Raw genomic sequence first — 13,665 nt, 5'->3', positions numbered from 1 at the left:
TGGAACATGAACACGCACTTTCATTCCGATTTTTCCGGACGTTTGATGACTTTATTTAATAATTGCCGGAAATTGGCCGGTAGGGCCATCTCGCCAGCAGGCGCGTCGTCCATTTCTTGAGCGGGCAGGGTGTGCAAGGGCGTAATCTGTTGTGCCGTTACACCCAGTACCAGCCAGGTATCCTCAATTTCGACCACCACAACGCGTTCGCGTTGCCCAACCTGGCAGCTTGAAACTACCTTGACCAGCTTATTTTGTCTGACGGGCGGGGTTAAGCCGAGCTTACGCACCACCCAGGCAATCGCCAGGATGAGTATCAAAACGCCCACCAGCACGGTGCCTACCTGGGTAAGCAACGAACTGGCGGGGAAGGGAGCTGTGGCAACCTGCGTCGTGGCATGAGAGGTCGGTGCCGACGGCGCAGGGGCAAGAGGTTGGGTATCGGCCATTAGCGACTCAAACGACGCATCCGCTCAGAAGGCGTAATAATATCCGTAATACGAACCCCGTATTTATCCGATACCACCACCACTTCACCCTGAGCAATCAGATAGCCGTTGATCAGAATATCCAAGGGCTCACCGGCCAACCCGTCTAACGCCACTACGGAGCCCTGCGTTAAACGCAGCAGCTCTTTAATGGTCATCTTGGTCCGACCGAGCTCAACCGTCAGCTTCACCGGAATATCAAGGATCAGGTCAATATCCTGCAAGCTGCCGAGTGCATCGCTAGGATCCAGGCTTTTGAAGATATTGTCCGTTGCGCTTGGTTTTTCTGCGGCTTGTTGCTCGTTAAACGCATCAGCCCACAGATCGTCCACGGATTCCTTGTCGTCGGACGGTTGCTTGGTGTCACTCATTGGGCTGTTCCTCATTATTTAGAGAATTCAAAATAGGGTTAATCAAATGTTCGACGCGCAAAGCATATTGCCCATTCAGCGTGCCGTATTGGCTGGTCAGTACCGGAACGCCATCGACGTGTGCAATGATGCGATCGGGTTTATCAATAGGCAGTACATCACCCGGCTGAAGTTTCAATACTTTGGAAAGCCGCAGCGGTATATCCACAAAATTGGCCACCAACTCCAATTCAGAATGTTGTACTTGCTTGGCTAACGTTTCGCGCCAATTCTTATCTTCCTGGCGTGAGTTTTCCAATGGCGGATTGGTCAGCACTTCGCGCAACGGTTCAATCATCGAGAAGGGGATACAGATGCTGAACTCACCCAACAACGTACCGATTTCAACATGAAAAGGCGTTGTTATCACAATATCGTTCGGTGATGTGGTGATGTTGGTGAATTTTACCTGCATCTCTGAACGTACATACTCGATGTCGAGTTTGTAGATGGCATTCCAGGCTTCGCCATAGGCATCAAGCGCCAAACGCAGCATGCGCTTTACGATACGCTGCTCGGTGTTGGTGAACTCGCGTCCTTCCACTTTGGTGGGAAAGCGGCCATCACCGCCGAACAGGTTGTCTACCGCAATGAATACCAGGCTTGGTGAAAACACGAACAGCGCCGTACCACGCAACGGCTTCAGGTGGATCAGGTTCAGGTTCGACGGCACAGGCAAGTTGCGCGCGAACTCATGGTAAGGCTGTATTTTAATGGCGCCAACGGTGATATCCGGGCTACGCCGTAACAGGTTGAATAACCCCATACGGAATTGACGTGCAAAGCGTTCATTGATGATCTCCAACGCTTGCATACGTTCACGAACGACACGTCGCTGCGTATTGGGATCATAAGGTTTGACATCGCCGTCCGATTTCGCGGCGGCGTTGGCACTGCTGGCGTCATCACTACTGCCGCCGTTGAGCAATGCGTCAATTTCTGCTTGAGAGAGAATGCTATCGCCCATAAGGATTACCGCAAAATAAAGGCAGTGAATAACACGTCAGTAACGACCTGATTCGGCTGTCCGGGGACAAGTGGGGGGCTTAGCACCTGCTTGATTTGTTCAATCAGCTTCTGCTTACCCTGCTCATTTGCCAAGGAGATGGCATCCTGACGCGACAACAGCAATAACAAGCGGCTACGCACTTCAGGGAGGTAATTCGTCAAGCGTGTTCTGGTTTCTTCGTCTGACAGACGCAACGTGAAACCGACGTAAAGTACGCGATCGGGGTTATTGTCTGCATTGACTAGATTGACAGTGAACGTGTCCAACGGCATAAACACTGGCGCTGGGGGCGGCGGTGCCACCTGCTGCTCAGAGGAGGGGGACTTGTGGTACAAGATCCACCATGCTACGCCCGCAGCTCCTGTTGCCGCCAGCGCAATGATAATAAGCAGTATCACCCAGATAGATCGCTTACGCCGTGAACCAGCTTGCATGTCAGACATAGCCAAAGAGAATTCCTGTTATTAATCAATATCTAATGCTATTACTTTGCAGCACTAAATGAATATATGATGTTAATGATTATCCTGTCTATTCGTCCATTCAATACAAGGAATAAACCAGAAAAATCGCGCTAACTTGTTCGTTTACCTGATGTTTATGCAAAAATATCGACACCGCTCACTGGTCTCGCGCGGACTGTGCTTGACATTTCAATCTCGCTCACATCATCGCCATAGGGCACAGAGGACGCAAATTGCTGCCGATAAGAGGCACTGTTATCACCGGTATCGTTGTTATTGCCCGCCATTTGCTGCTGGGCTTGTTGCCAACCGCTATTATCACTCGCTACGTTGCTTTGGCCCAGGTTAATACCGCTTTCTGCCATCGCTGCACGCAGATGAGGCAACGCGGCCTCAAGGGCGCTACGCACCTGACTGTTTGCCGATGCTAAGTGAATTTGTGCTTGATTATCATCCAGACGCAACGAGATATGCAACGTGCCCAGTTCTTCAGGGTGCAGTCGCAATTGTACACTTTGCTGTCCGTTACGGCTCAGCATGATGATTTGCTGACCGAGAGAATCCTGCCACTGCGTGGTGCCCAGTTGGGCATTTAACTGGGCGCTGGCACCCGGTTGTGCAATGTTGTTGGTCATTGACGTCTGCGCATTGGGGGCCAGACTCACCGGAGCAGTGTGTGCGGTCAACGGCAGTTGGTTGCCGCTGATATCCTGTTTGGTCACATCGGCGATGGTGTGTGCCACGACTGCCGATTTATCCTGCACGGCGGTGCTGTCATCAACCTGCGCTTGGGCACGAGACGGATCGTTCGCTGTCGATCGACTGTTCTTGGCGTTGGATATCGCTGTTGCCAGCGTATCACTTGCGCTGGTGACCGCGTCGCGCGGGGCGAGCGAACTGAACAATGATGCGGATGCTGACGCTGTTGCGCTGTCTTGGGTGTTCTGCTGAGCCGTATTATTCAGGCCAGGTATCGATAGTGACTGTGCAGCCTGAAGCAACGATGACATGTCGCTGCTTTGTGGCGTAGCGGGGGTTACCACCGGCGCTAACATCGCCATTAACGCTTGTACCGCTTGCGTATCGGTTGACGGCAGTTCATCGCTACTCTTCTCAAGGGTCGCCTCTTTGCCTTGAGCAAAAGACTTACGTAATGACGTCACCAGCTCTGACAGCGTTTTGTCATCCAGATTATCTTGCCCATTGACGGCTTTGAGCAGCGTATTCAGATCCTGCTGGCTTAAATCAATATCTTGTGCTGACAACGCATCCAACAGCTTTTGCTTACTGTCTTTCCCGCTCAGCGCCGACGTATTGTCAGTCGGTACGGCAGTGACGGCAGCTTTTTTCGGCAGGTGCAAAGACAACAGTTGAACGAAATCCTGAGGCAGTTCATCCGTAGTAAGCAACCCCGAAGCCGATCCTGCGGTGTCACTAACGCCGGTGCTTGCTGTTGTGGTAACGATTGGCAGCATCATAAATCTGTTTTCCTCAGAGAGGCCCGTTGGGCAAATTCATCCATCCGTTTTTGATCGAGGCGGTTCTCGTGCGCGAGCTGCCTGATATCTTCTCTTTCTTGTAGCGTCTCAAACGCATTGAGGCGCTTTTGTTTTTCTTGCCAGGTTTTCATCGCCAGATCCAGGCGTGAATTCCAGTGTTGCAATTGTTTCTGATGCTGATCAATAGCGACGTCCAGCGTTTGAATAAATTGCTGGAAATTCTGCCAACTGGTGTTGGCCATGCCCTCTGACATCGTCACTTGTAACCTGCCGCGATAATCTTCCTGATAGTTTAACAGCATATTCAGTTGTTGTTCAGCTTGTTGATAGGCTTTACGCACTTGCCCCAACTGGGTCGCTGCTTTTTCGACCTCTTTTTGGGCCAGTTCACGTAATGTAACCAGCGGTGACTGCGTTTTCATCTGTCCTCCTACTCGTTACGGGGAAAAATGACGTGTAAAGCCTGACAAGAGGCTTCATAACCACTGCGTTCAAACATGCCCTGCTGCAAAAAATCCTGAAGCTGTGGGTAGAGGCGAATGGCCTGGTCAAGCGTCGGATCGCTGCCCGGCGCGTAAGCCCCCACATTGATCAAGTCCCGGTTACGTTGGTAACTGGAGAGTAACTGCTTAAACAACCTGACCGTGGCGTAGTGCTTATCATCAATAAGCGCGGTCATGGCGCGACTGATTGAGGCTTCGATATCAATGGCCGGGTAGTGACCGGATTCGGCCAACTGCCGCGACAGGACAATATGTCCATCCAGAATAGCACGCGCCGAGTCGGCAATCGGGTCCTGCTGGTCGTCACCCTCAGTCAGCACCGTATAGAACGCGGTGATCGAGCCGCCACCGTGAATGCCATTGCCTGCGCGTTCGACCAGTGCAGGGAGTTTGGCGAACACCGAAGGCGGATAGCCTTTGGTAGCCGGTGGCTCACCGATGGCCAATGCAATTTCACGCTGCGCCATGGCATAACGCGTCAGCGAATCCATGATCAGCAACACGTGCAGACCGCGGTCGCGAAAATCTTCAGCAATGCGTGTCGCATAAGCGGCACCCTGCATACGCAGCAGGGGCGAAACGTCAGCAGGTGCGGCGATCACCACTGAACGGGCGCGGCCTTCGTCACCCAAAATGTTTTCAATAAAATCTTTCACTTCACGACCGCGTTCGCCGATTAACCCGACGACGATCACATCTGCTTTGGTATAGCGCGCCATCATACCCAGCAGCACACTTTTACCCACACCGGAACCGGCAAACAAGCCCATACGTTGGCCGCGGCCCACGGTCAACAACGCGTTGATAGCGCGCACCCCCACATCCAGCACATCTTCAATCGGTGTACGCTGTAGCGGGTTAAAAGGCGCAGTCATCAGCGGCGCGCGATAGCCGGTATCCGGAGGCGGTAAGCCATCAAGCGGCTTAGCGCTGCCATCCAGCACGCGGCCAAGCAGTTCTGGCCCTAAAGGCAATTGTTTCCCTTGTACCACGCCCTGAGTCGCTGCACGGGCATAGACACGCGCACCTGGCGTGATGCCTTCCATCTCTTCCAGTGGCATCAGGAACAGGCTTTGACCATTAAAGCCAACCACCTCGCACTCAACTTCATCCGTCTTGGCGCCCATATGGCGTTCAATCAGGCAGGTGGCACCCAAGGGCATTTGCAGCCCGGTGGCTTCCAGTACCAGCCCGGTCGCACGCTTTAACCGCCCGTAACGACGCACGGACGGTGTCTCTTTGATGCGCTTTTCGAAAGCGTCCAATTCGGCAAACCAACGTGCGAGGTGATGGGTCATCATAACTCTCCCGGCGCAGCCAAACGGCATAGCTCATGCCAGCGCGTGGCGAGGCTGGCATCAAGGTCGCCTTCCTCTGCGCTCACCTTGCATCCGCCAGGATGCAGTTGACCGTCGGCCAACAACCGCCAGCCGTGCTGCTCCAGCGTCGGACCCAGTGCCGCCTCGATACGCTCGAGATCGCCGGGGTTGACCCGTAATTGCGCTTTGCCACTAAACAGCGGCTCTTGCTGGATCAACTGTTGAATCTGATGTTGCAGTGCTGTGGCATCGCACAGCGGTGCCTGACCAATAACCTGTTTCGCGACGGTCAGGGCTAATTGCGTCAAACGCGCTGGAATAGCTGTGTCCATGGCATCCAATGTCTGCTGGAACCCACTCACCATCTGCTGCATGCGCTCAATCATCGGTTGCTGTTGCTGCAAGGCATCTTGGGTACCTTGCTGCGTACCGGCGGTTAACCCTTCCTGATACCCTGCGTCATAGCCTTGTTGGCGTCCTTCGGCAAAACCCGCTTCACGTGCCTGTCGCATGGTCTGTTCACGCATGCTTTCCAGTTCCGCCTCAAACGAGCGGAATTGGTCTACCGACTCTGATGCCACCTCTTCCGGTTCAACGGCGTTGATTTCCGGTTCGGGCTCAACATCAAAGGGGGAGGCCAGGTCTTTTAGCTTCCAGGGCTTCCAGGCCATGTTGTCAGCGGCATTAGACATAAGCATCCTCGCCGCCACCGATGATCATCTCGCCGCTGTCGGCCAGACGACGCACAATAAGCAGGATGGCTTTCTGTTCGTTTTCCACTTGAGACATGCGAACCGGGCCGCGCGTCGAAAGGTCGTCGCGCAGAATTTCTGCCGCACGCTGCGACATATTGCGCAGGAACTTCTCGCGCAATGGCTCGTCGGAGCCTTTCAGTGCCAACAGCAGCGATTCCGACTCCACTTCCTGCAACAGACGCTGGATGCTGCGATCGTCGACATCGATAAGGTTTTCGAACAGGAACATTTCGTCGATAATTTTTTGTGCCAGTTCGCCATCGAACTCGCGCACCGCATCGATAACCGCCTCTTCCTGCTGACTCTTCATCAGGTTGATAATCTCGGCCGCAGTACGAACACCGCCCATTTTGCTGCGTTTCACGTTCTGACCATCCAGCAAGCCATTCAACACTTCGGTCAGTTCTGCCAACGCCGAAGGCTGAACGCCGCCGAAGGTGGCGATACGCAGCATGACATCGTTACGCAGTCGCTCATCGAACAGCGCCAGAATATCGGCAGCCTGCGCCCGTTTTAAATGCACCAGGATGGTTGCGATGATCTGCGGGTGCTCGTCGCGGATGACATCTGCGGCAGTTTGCGGCTCCATAAAGTTGAGGGTTTCGATGCCGCCGCTGGTTTCGCGGCTTTCAAGAATATCCTCCAACAGGCTGGATGCGCGCTCTTCGCCGAGTGCTTTCACCAGTACCGAGCGCAGATAATCACCGGCATTGACGCTCAGCGCGGCGTATTGATCTGCTTCAATTTCGAACTCTTTGAGTACTTCCGCCAATTGTTGCGGTGAGACTTGGCGCAAATTCGCCATTGCCGTACTTAAATGCTGCACTTCACGCGTGGAGAGGTGGGTAAATACCTCTGCCGCGCGATCTTCGCCCACGGTCATCAACAAGATGGCGCTCTTTTCTGTGCCTGTCATACTCATAGTTCAGTACTCATCCATTGGCGAATCACCAGGGCGACGACGCGCGGATCGTTTTCTGCCAGATCGCGAACACGCTGGCTTTGCAGCTCGGTGTTGATGCGTTGTTGTGAGCGACGTTGCAGTTCTTCTTCGTCTTTACTCAACTTGACCACAACATCGTTGTTGGCATTACGCATTTGCGTGGCAACCTGAGCGGCGGCCTGCTGTTCTTCCCGTTTCTTGATTTGCGGTCTGACCAGCTTGCGCCACAGGATCCACGCCACCAGCAGCACCAGCAGCCAACGACCGACTTCAATCATCAACTCAAAGAAGGCTTGCTTCTGCCAGAAGGGCAGTTCGCTGGCCGTATCGTTGGTGGACATGAACGGTGTGTTGACCACGTTTAACGAGTCACCACGATCGGTTGAAAAGCCCATAGCTTCCCGCGCGACGGTGTCAATTTGCTTAATCTGATCGTCTGATAACGCAATAGGTTTGCCGTCTTCGCCAGGCGGCAGATAGTTGACAATCACGGCAACGGAGAGGCGTTTTACACCACCGGTACTGTGTTTGGTATGCAGGATCGTCTTGTCAACCTCGTAGTTTGTGGTTGCATCATTACGTGAGTTTGACGTTTGCACCACCGCATTCCCCTGTGTGCCAGCCGCATTGTTTTGCTGATTGGCCTGAGGGTTTTGGTTGGCGTTCTGATTCTGGTTTGCGTTATTGGCATTCGCGGCGTTGTTTGCCGGTGTGGTAATCGGTGCCGTGGGTGCCGGAGCAGGCTGGTTAGAGAGGGCTCCCGGTACGCCGCCGACGTTAGGGCCGCCACGTTGCTCGCTCTGACTGGTTTGTTGCGAACGAACGGCAGCCTGGTTTGGCGCGGAGTTGGGTTGATACTGCTCGTCGGTCTGCTCACGCGCTGAAAAATCGATTTGTGCAGTGACTTGCGCATGCACGTTACCACCGCCGACGATCGGGGCGATAATGGCCTCAATGCGCCGCTGATACATGGACTCAATTTCAGTCACGTATTTCAGCTGTGTGGCATTGACATCGCGCCCAGCGGCACCGGCGGAGGTCAGCAGGCGGCCCATCTGGTCTACCACCGTGACGTTATCTGGCGGTAAACCGGATACGCTGCTGGAGATCATGTAGACGATGGAGTTGATTTGTCCCTCATCCAGGGCGCGACCCGGTTGCAAACTCAGGGTAACGGAGGCAGAGGGCGCTTTCTGTTCGCGAACAAACAACGAAGGCTTGGGAATGGCCAGATGCACCCGCGCAGTTTGTACCGGTCCGAGGGTTTCTATCGTGCGTGACAGTTCACCTTCCAGCGCGCGCTGATAGTTGATCTGTTCGCTGAACTGGCTGATACCAAATTTTTCCTGATCCAGCAATTCGAAACCCACCGCGCCACCTTTGGGCAAGCCTAATTGCGCCAAACGTAAACGGGTTTCATACACGTTTGTCGCGGGGATCAGTATCGCACTGCCGCCTTCGGCAAATCGGTAGGGAATGTTCATTTTTGTCAGTTCACTGACAATGGCTCCACCGTCACGATCGGTGACGTTATTGTAGAGCACCCGGTAATCAGGCCCTTTGGCCCATAACACCATAGCAACGACGATGGCAACCGCAGCTGCCGCAGCAATGAGCAGGGGAATTTTAGGATTGGCGCGCAAGCGGTTGAGTATCTCGCCAAACCCTTTCCCACCGGACGCAAAACCGGTTGTGGCGTTCATACTCGTTCTCTGCTTGGTTGTTGAGCGATAAAATTAACGTTGGTACGTAACAAAACAGCACTCCCTGATTGCGCAATCGTTAAGACATGCACCTACTTTTGTCGGCATAGTATTATTTTCCGTAACGGTAAAAACGATGCTCCGATAACGTGGCATTTTCCCCGTCTTTTACGCCTTTTAGGATAAGGCTGATATGGTAGCTTAGTGCACTGTGTTAATCGGGTGATTTTTGTGCGATGGATAAAGTGAGCCATCGCGTGATCGTTTACGGTGTCTTACGTGCGCGTAGCGTCTTGAGCATGTAGTAGTGATGCCGTCGGAAAAAGGTGAGCAATAATGTCAGTTCAAGGTATTGAGAGCGTCGTGCAGCAATTGCAAGCTACCGCGTTACAGGCGGGAAATTCGCCTGTCGTGAAACCGACTATCGAGCCCGGTTTTGCCAGCGAACTAAAATCTGCATTGGATAACATCAGTGGCACGCAGCAAGCCGCGCGTGAGCAAGCGCAGAAATTCACCTTGGGTACGCCGGGTGTCGCGTTGAATGATGTGATGGTGGATTTGCAGAAATCTTCAATCAATATGCAAATGGGTATCCAGGTGCGCAATAAACTGGTTGCGGCGTATCAGGAAATGATGAGTATGTCGGTGTAAACCGTCAGGAAATAGTATTCTTGATTCTGGCAAAAGGCCCTCAAGCGATGACTCGCGTCGAGGGCCTTTTTAACATTGAGGGGCAGAACAATTCACAGCAAACGGGTGGCAAACAGCATTATTCGTTGTTGTGGTTTACATGCCCGGGGATAATCCCTTGCGGTGAAAATTCACCGTAGGCAGCGTTAACGCTATGCTGCTTTAATGATGTTTGCATCAGAGCACTGAGCTCATCCATCCGCTTTTGCAGCAACGCCTTTATTTGAGCTTCACTTTCAACAATTTCCCGCAAAATTTTGCGGAACTGCAACTGAATAACGCTATCAAGATTTTCTGGAATTGGCGTTTTACTCAGGTGTTCTACCGTCTGGATGTAGATGATTTCTTGTTCCACCACCTCATCCCATAAGCCATTCGTTGCCAAAGCAAGAATGCTCCGGCTAAGTTGCTGTAATTGCTGATACTCACTAAGTAATTGCTGTAGCGATGTCATCATGCAACTCCACTGCTAACAGCCTGTTGCTGAGGGTTTATTTGTCGCCAGGCATCCGCGATATTTGCCAATAGCGTATTCACTTCGTCAATAACCTGGACGTCATTGTGCAAATTAGCGATGGTCAACCGCTGCGTCATGTAATCATACAAGGCTGAGAGATTTTCCGCTAACTCGCCTCCCTTTTCCATATCCAGTCCCGCTTTGAGACCGTTGTTGATAATGTCAATGGCTTTAGATAACGCATTGCCCTTGCCTGCAATGTCTCCCTGATTCATGAGGATTTTTGCTCGCGCTAGTGCGCTGTGCGCCCCATCAAAAAGCAACGTAATGAGTTGATGCGGACTGGCACTCATTACACTACTTTCGAGGCCTACATTCGCGTAGGCCTGACTACCTGTTCTGCTGTACATCAATAGGCCTCTCAGGTCACCTGTCTTAGCTGCTCAGTTGGGCTAATTGGGTGGTCAAATAATCACTGGTACTGTTCATTTGCGACACCAGTTTATCCAACTGGGTAAATTGTGCTTTAAGCCGTGTGATGTTGTCATCGATGCTTTGTTGAGTTCGGTCATACGTTTGTTTAAGCGTTTTTATCGTTGAGGCAATCCCGTCTTTGGCGATTTTGATCGTACCGTCGGTGGAATTCAGGACGCCATCAAGATAACTGCCAACTTGCGTGGCGAAACCCGTATTTTTTCCATCACCAACAAAGAAGTCCTCTACGGCTGTCGGGTTATCTTTGAGCGCGGCCTGCAACTTGGTTGAATCAATTTCCAGCATACCGGTTGATGCGTTCTGTTTTACACCCAACTGCGACATGTTGGCGATGCTTCCCGACTGAGCACTCGAGAGTTGCATTTTCAATTGGGTCTGGATCCCACGCACCGTACTGTTACCCAGCAAGACGCCATTGCTGGTATCTGGCGACGACGCGCCCACCTCAGTTGCGGTAAATTTGGTCAACGTGCCAATGGTGGTTTGCAGTGCGTTGTAGGCATCAACCCAGTTCTTCACTGCCGCTTCCATCGGCGCCGTATCGGTATCAATCGACAGCGTTTCTGGTTTTCCAGCGGTGTTTTCCGCTTTCAGCGTCAGTGTGACACCGTCAATGGCATCGGCAACGGTGTTGCTCTGGCGTGTAACCGTTACGGAACCATTCAGTTTAATCACCGAGTTCTCAGCAGCGACTTGCTCAGACATGTTGCCAGTGACGCCGCTGGTGTAACCGATTTTTCCCTTGAGGGTATCATCACCGGTCACATTGATGGTCATCTTGCCATCGGTGCCGGTCGATTTGGAGGTGATAGCCAAATAATAGGAATCATCATCTGCTTTAATAATGCTGGCACCGACATTGCCGTTGGCCTTATTGATTGCATCACGGATGCCTTCCAACGTCGTTTGACCGTCGGTCAGGTTGATTTCCAACGGTTTTTCCTGACCCGGCTGGCTGATAGTCAGCGTGCGCGTGCCGCCTGTTGTTGCCCCTAACTGTGTTTTATTACTGTCAAATTCGCCTGACAGCAGGGAGTGGGCCGTGGCAAGGTTTTGTACTTCAACCTGATAAGAACCCGATACCGCACCGTTCGCCGTGGTGGCCGCAAAGGCCGTATTGGTGCTGGTTACGGTAGTTTGGTTGATGGTCTTCGCTTTAGCTAACGCATCATTAGCGGTATCTAACTTGGTAACTGCCGCACTCAGCGTATCGAAAGCCTTGCTGCGATTGGTATATAAGGTTTGCTGAGTCTTGATCGGGTTTATCCGGGTCTGCTCAAGTTCGGTCAATTGCTGGAGAATGCTACTGAGTCCACTTGTTGAACCCGTAAAGCTGATGCTTGCCATGATCAATCCTTAATGTTGTGACCAGTATTTCGTGGTTATCGGCGGCTTGAAGCAGAAGTTTAGCATTGTTTGTTACTATCCCAAGCGCGTTCTTCTTATTGGCTATTTGCCTTTCTCTATGATGCCTAAACCGTGCGTTCGACGCGGTAACGCGTAAAGACCTACACCAATAGACGACTGCTGCTTTCGAACCGTTATCATTATTATGTCCGAAAACGGCTCTCAGGTCGTTAACCACACGCATGACGACCCCGCTATTTAACGGTGGTTCTGTAATCGTCGAAGTGGGATTTTTTAGTGGTATCATTTAATTCGTTGAATATTAAGTGGTTTGTTGTTGTTTCAATGCATGGGATAAGAATAAAAACGGTTTGCTTGAAGAATTTTTCAAAAAAAATTAAAGCTTCTTTGGCATAGGCCGATACAAGGGTTACGGTGATAAAAGCCGTGGGCGATAGCCCAATCCCTAACCCGACCTGAATTGGAAAAGGAATACAATTATGGCAGTCATCAATACTAACAGCTTGTCGCTGTTGGCTCAAAACAATCTGAACAAATCTCAGTCAGCTCTGGGGACGGCTATCGAACGTCTGTCTTCTGGCTCTCGTATCAACAGCGCAAAAGACGACGCTGCTGGTCAGGCGATTGCTAACCGTTTCACCGCTAACATCCGCGGCATGACTCAGGCTGCACGTAACGCTAACGACGGTATCTCTCTGGCTCAGACTGCTGAAGGCTCTCTGAACGAAATCAACAACAACTTGCAGCGTGTTCGTGAACTGGCTAACCAGGCGAAAAACGGCACTTACTCTGCTTCTGATATCGACTCCATGCAGTCTGAAATCAACGAACGTGTTGCTGAAATCAACCGTGTTGCTGACCAGAGCCAATTCAACGGCATCAAAATTCTGGCTAACACCAACACTGATACCACCATCAGCATCCAGGTTGGTGCAAACGATGGCGAAACCATCGGTATCTCTCTGACTTCCAACCAAGGCTGGAACAAACATACTGGAACCTTGACGGCAGGTACGACGGGTGGTCAGGTTACCGCTGCTAGCGATCGTAAAGTTAGCGTTGACGGCTTCGACGTTCTGGCGACCGACGTGTTGGCAAGCGTTGATGCTGCACTGAAAGCAGTTGATACTCAACGTAGCTCCCTGGGTGCGATTCAGAACCGTTTTGAATCTACCGTTGCTAACCTGAACAACACCATCACCAACCTGACGTCTGCGCGTAGCCGTATTGAGGATGCTGATGTGGCGACCGAAGTGTCCAACATGAGCAAGAACCAAATCCTGCAACAGGCTGGTACTTCCGTATTGGCACAGGCAAACCAGGTTCCGCAGACTGTTCTGTCCCTGCTGCGTTAATGGTCAAATTATCGCTAATCGCCTTTGGGTGATTGGACATATAAAGCCAACCGTAAGGTTGGCTTTTTTTTTGCGTTGCGTACCGTTAACCCGCCTGCTCTACCCGTGAACTGCTCCTATTTCCCATCAAGAGTAATACTCAGCCCTGAATTAAGCCCGCTTCTGTGCGGTGTTCAGGAGATTGCAAGCGTGATGGGAAGAATAAAC

General features: G+C 52.0%; 15 protein-coding genes. 2 read left to right on the top strand and 13 right to left on the bottom strand.

Annotated features, from left to right (window positions below):
• Window positions 1-20 precede the first annotated feature (20 nt).
• From fliO to fliF, 10 genes are all read right to left on the bottom strand, one after another.
• The gene (gene fliO / locus J5067_RS07110) at window positions 21-449 is read right to left on the bottom strand and encodes a flagellar biosynthetic protein FliO (protein ID WP_264643137.1); all 429 of its coding nucleotides are present in this window, start codon (window positions 447-449) and stop codon (window positions 21-23) included.
• A complete protein-coding gene (fliN, locus tag J5067_RS07105) occupies window positions 449-859 on the bottom strand; it encodes a flagellar motor switch protein FliN (protein ID WP_264643136.1) in 411 nt (136 codons plus the stop codon). Before fliN ends, fliO begins: the two co-directional genes overlap by 1 nt.
• A complete protein-coding gene (fliM, locus tag J5067_RS07100) occupies window positions 852-1,865 on the bottom strand; it encodes a flagellar motor switch protein FliM (protein WP_264643135.1) in 1,014 nt (337 codons plus the stop codon). Before fliM ends, fliN begins: the two co-directional genes overlap by 8 nt.
• A 5-nt stretch (window positions 1,866-1,870) precedes the next feature.
• Complete coding sequence (gene fliL / locus J5067_RS07095) at window positions 1,871-2,350, bottom strand: flagellar basal body-associated protein FliL (protein WP_264643134.1); 480 nt, start codon at window positions 2,348-2,350, stop codon at window positions 1,871-1,873.
• Between the two features lie 155 nt (window positions 2,351-2,505).
• Window positions 2,506-3,849 carry a flagellar hook-length control protein FliK gene (locus tag J5067_RS07090; RefSeq protein ID WP_264650752.1) on the bottom strand — a complete coding sequence of 448 codons (1,344 nt, stop codon included), beginning with the start codon at window positions 3,847-3,849 and terminating at the stop codon, window positions 2,506-2,508.
• Window positions 3,846-4,292, bottom strand: coding sequence for a flagellar export protein FliJ (gene fliJ / locus J5067_RS07085; protein WP_222157430.1), 447 nt, complete (start codon window positions 4,290-4,292; stop codon window positions 3,846-3,848). Before fliJ ends, J5067_RS07090 begins: the two co-directional genes overlap by 4 nt.
• 8 nt (window positions 4,293-4,300) lie before the next feature.
• Window positions 4,301-5,671: a flagellar protein export ATPase FliI gene (gene fliI / locus J5067_RS07080; RefSeq protein WP_264643757.1), complete on the bottom strand. Its 1,371-nt coding sequence runs from the start codon at window positions 5,669-5,671 to the stop codon at window positions 4,301-4,303.
• Window positions 5,671-6,384, bottom strand: a complete 714-nt coding sequence (gene fliH, locus J5067_RS07075; protein ID WP_264643132.1) for a flagellar assembly protein FliH — start codon at window positions 6,382-6,384, stop codon at window positions 5,671-5,673. Before fliH ends, fliI begins: the two co-directional genes overlap by 1 nt.
• Window positions 6,377-7,369 carry a flagellar motor switch protein FliG gene (fliG, locus tag J5067_RS07070; RefSeq protein ID WP_264643131.1) on the bottom strand — a complete coding sequence of 331 codons (993 nt, stop codon included), beginning with the start codon at window positions 7,367-7,369 and terminating at the stop codon, window positions 6,377-6,379. The genes fliH and fliG overlap by 8 nt, the downstream gene beginning before the upstream one ends.
• Window positions 7,366-9,093 carry a flagellar basal-body MS-ring/collar protein FliF gene (gene fliF / locus J5067_RS07065; protein ID WP_264643130.1) on the bottom strand — a complete coding sequence of 576 codons (1,728 nt, stop codon included), beginning with the start codon at window positions 9,091-9,093 and terminating at the stop codon, window positions 7,366-7,368. The genes fliG and fliF overlap by 4 nt, the downstream gene beginning before the upstream one ends.
• A gap of 336 nt (window positions 9,094-9,429) precedes the next feature.
• Here fliF and fliE point away from each other — a divergent pair, with 336 nt between their 5' ends.
• Window positions 9,430-9,744: a flagellar hook-basal body complex protein FliE gene (gene fliE, locus J5067_RS07060; protein WP_264643129.1), complete on the top strand. Its 315-nt coding sequence runs from the start codon at window positions 9,430-9,432 to the stop codon at window positions 9,742-9,744.
• 118 nt (window positions 9,745-9,862) lie between these two features.
• Here fliE and fliT read toward each other — a convergent pair whose 3' ends face one another.
• From fliT to fliD, 3 genes are read right to left on the bottom strand one after another with little or no spacing between them, the layout of a single operon-like run.
• Window positions 9,863-10,237, bottom strand: a complete 375-nt coding sequence (gene fliT / locus J5067_RS07055) for a flagella biosynthesis regulatory protein FliT (RefSeq protein ID WP_264643756.1) — start codon at window positions 10,235-10,237, stop codon at window positions 9,863-9,865.
• Entirely contained in the window at window positions 10,237-10,650 is a 414-nt protein-coding gene (gene fliS, locus J5067_RS07050) for a flagellar export chaperone FliS (RefSeq protein WP_264628968.1), read from the bottom strand. The genes fliT and fliS overlap by 1 nt, the downstream gene beginning before the upstream one ends.
• Window positions 10,651-10,675: 25 nt before the next feature.
• On the bottom strand, window positions 10,676-12,082 hold the full coding sequence (gene fliD, locus J5067_RS07045) for a flagellar filament capping protein FliD (RefSeq protein ID WP_264650751.1): 1,407 nt from the start codon (window positions 12,080-12,082) through the stop codon (window positions 10,676-10,678).
• Window positions 12,083-12,582: 500 nt separating this feature from the next.
• Here fliD and J5067_RS07040 point away from each other — a divergent pair, with 500 nt between their 5' ends.
• Window positions 12,583-13,458, top strand: coding sequence for a flagellin (locus J5067_RS07040; protein ID WP_319802384.1), 876 nt, complete (start codon window positions 12,583-12,585; stop codon window positions 13,456-13,458).
• The last annotated feature ends 207 nt before the right edge of the window (window positions 13,459-13,665 follow it).

The sequence above is a fragment of the Candidatus Symbiopectobacterium sp. NZEC151 genome (genome assembly GCF_025962655.1).
Taxonomy (GTDB): Bacteria; Pseudomonadota; Gammaproteobacteria; order Enterobacterales; family Enterobacteriaceae; genus Symbiopectobacterium.
The sequence above is the reverse complement of the archived record's forward strand: the minus strand, read 5'-3'. Positions and strand labels throughout refer to the sequence as shown.

Bases quoted from the DNA above. Each gene is read 5' to 3' on its own strand.
- J5067_RS07090 (WP_264650752.1), bottom strand. From the start codon at position 3,849: ATGATGCTGCCAATCGTTACCACAACAGCAAGCACCGGCGTTAGTGAC.
- fliN (WP_264643136.1), bottom strand. From the start codon at position 859: ATGAGTGACACCAAGCAACCGTCCGACGACAAGGAATCCGTGGACGAT.
- fliS (WP_264628968.1), bottom strand. From the start codon at position 10,650: ATGTACAGCAGAACAGGTAGTCAGGCCTACGCGAATGTAGGCCTCGAA.
- fliL (WP_264643134.1), bottom strand. From the start codon at position 2,350: ATGTCTGACATGCAAGCTGGTTCACGGCGTAAGCGATCTATCTGGGTG.
- fliF (WP_264643130.1), bottom strand. From the start codon at position 9,093: ATGAACGCCACAACCGGTTTTGCGTCCGGTGGGAAAGGGTTTGGCGAG.
- J5067_RS07040 (WP_319802384.1), top strand. From the start codon at position 12,583: ATGGCAGTCATCAATACTAACAGCTTGTCGCTGTTGGCTCAAAACAAT.
- fliT (WP_264643756.1), bottom strand. From the start codon at position 10,237: ATGACATCGCTACAGCAATTACTTAGTGAGTATCAGCAATTACAGCAA.
- fliJ (WP_222157430.1), bottom strand. From the start codon at position 4,292: ATGAAAACGCAGTCACCGCTGGTTACATTACGTGAACTGGCCCAAAAA.
- fliH (WP_264643132.1), bottom strand. From the start codon at position 6,384: ATGTCTAATGCCGCTGACAACATGGCCTGGAAGCCCTGGAAGCTAAAA.
- fliD (WP_264650751.1), bottom strand. From the start codon at position 12,082: ATGGCAAGCATCAGCTTTACGGGTTCAACAAGTGGACTCAGTAGCATT.
- fliM (WP_264643135.1), bottom strand. From the start codon at position 1,865: ATGGGCGATAGCATTCTCTCTCAAGCAGAAATTGACGCATTGCTCAAC.
- fliI (WP_264643757.1), bottom strand. From the start codon at position 5,671: ATGACCCATCACCTCGCACGTTGGTTTGCCGAATTGGACGCTTTCGAA.
- fliE (WP_264643129.1), top strand. From the start codon at position 9,430: ATGTCAGTTCAAGGTATTGAGAGCGTCGTGCAGCAATTGCAAGCTACC.
- fliO (WP_264643137.1), bottom strand. From the start codon at position 449: ATGGCCGATACCCAACCTCTTGCCCCTGCGCCGTCGGCACCGACCTCT.
- fliG (WP_264643131.1), bottom strand. From the start codon at position 7,369: ATGAGTATGACAGGCACAGAAAAGAGCGCCATCTTGTTGATGACCGTG.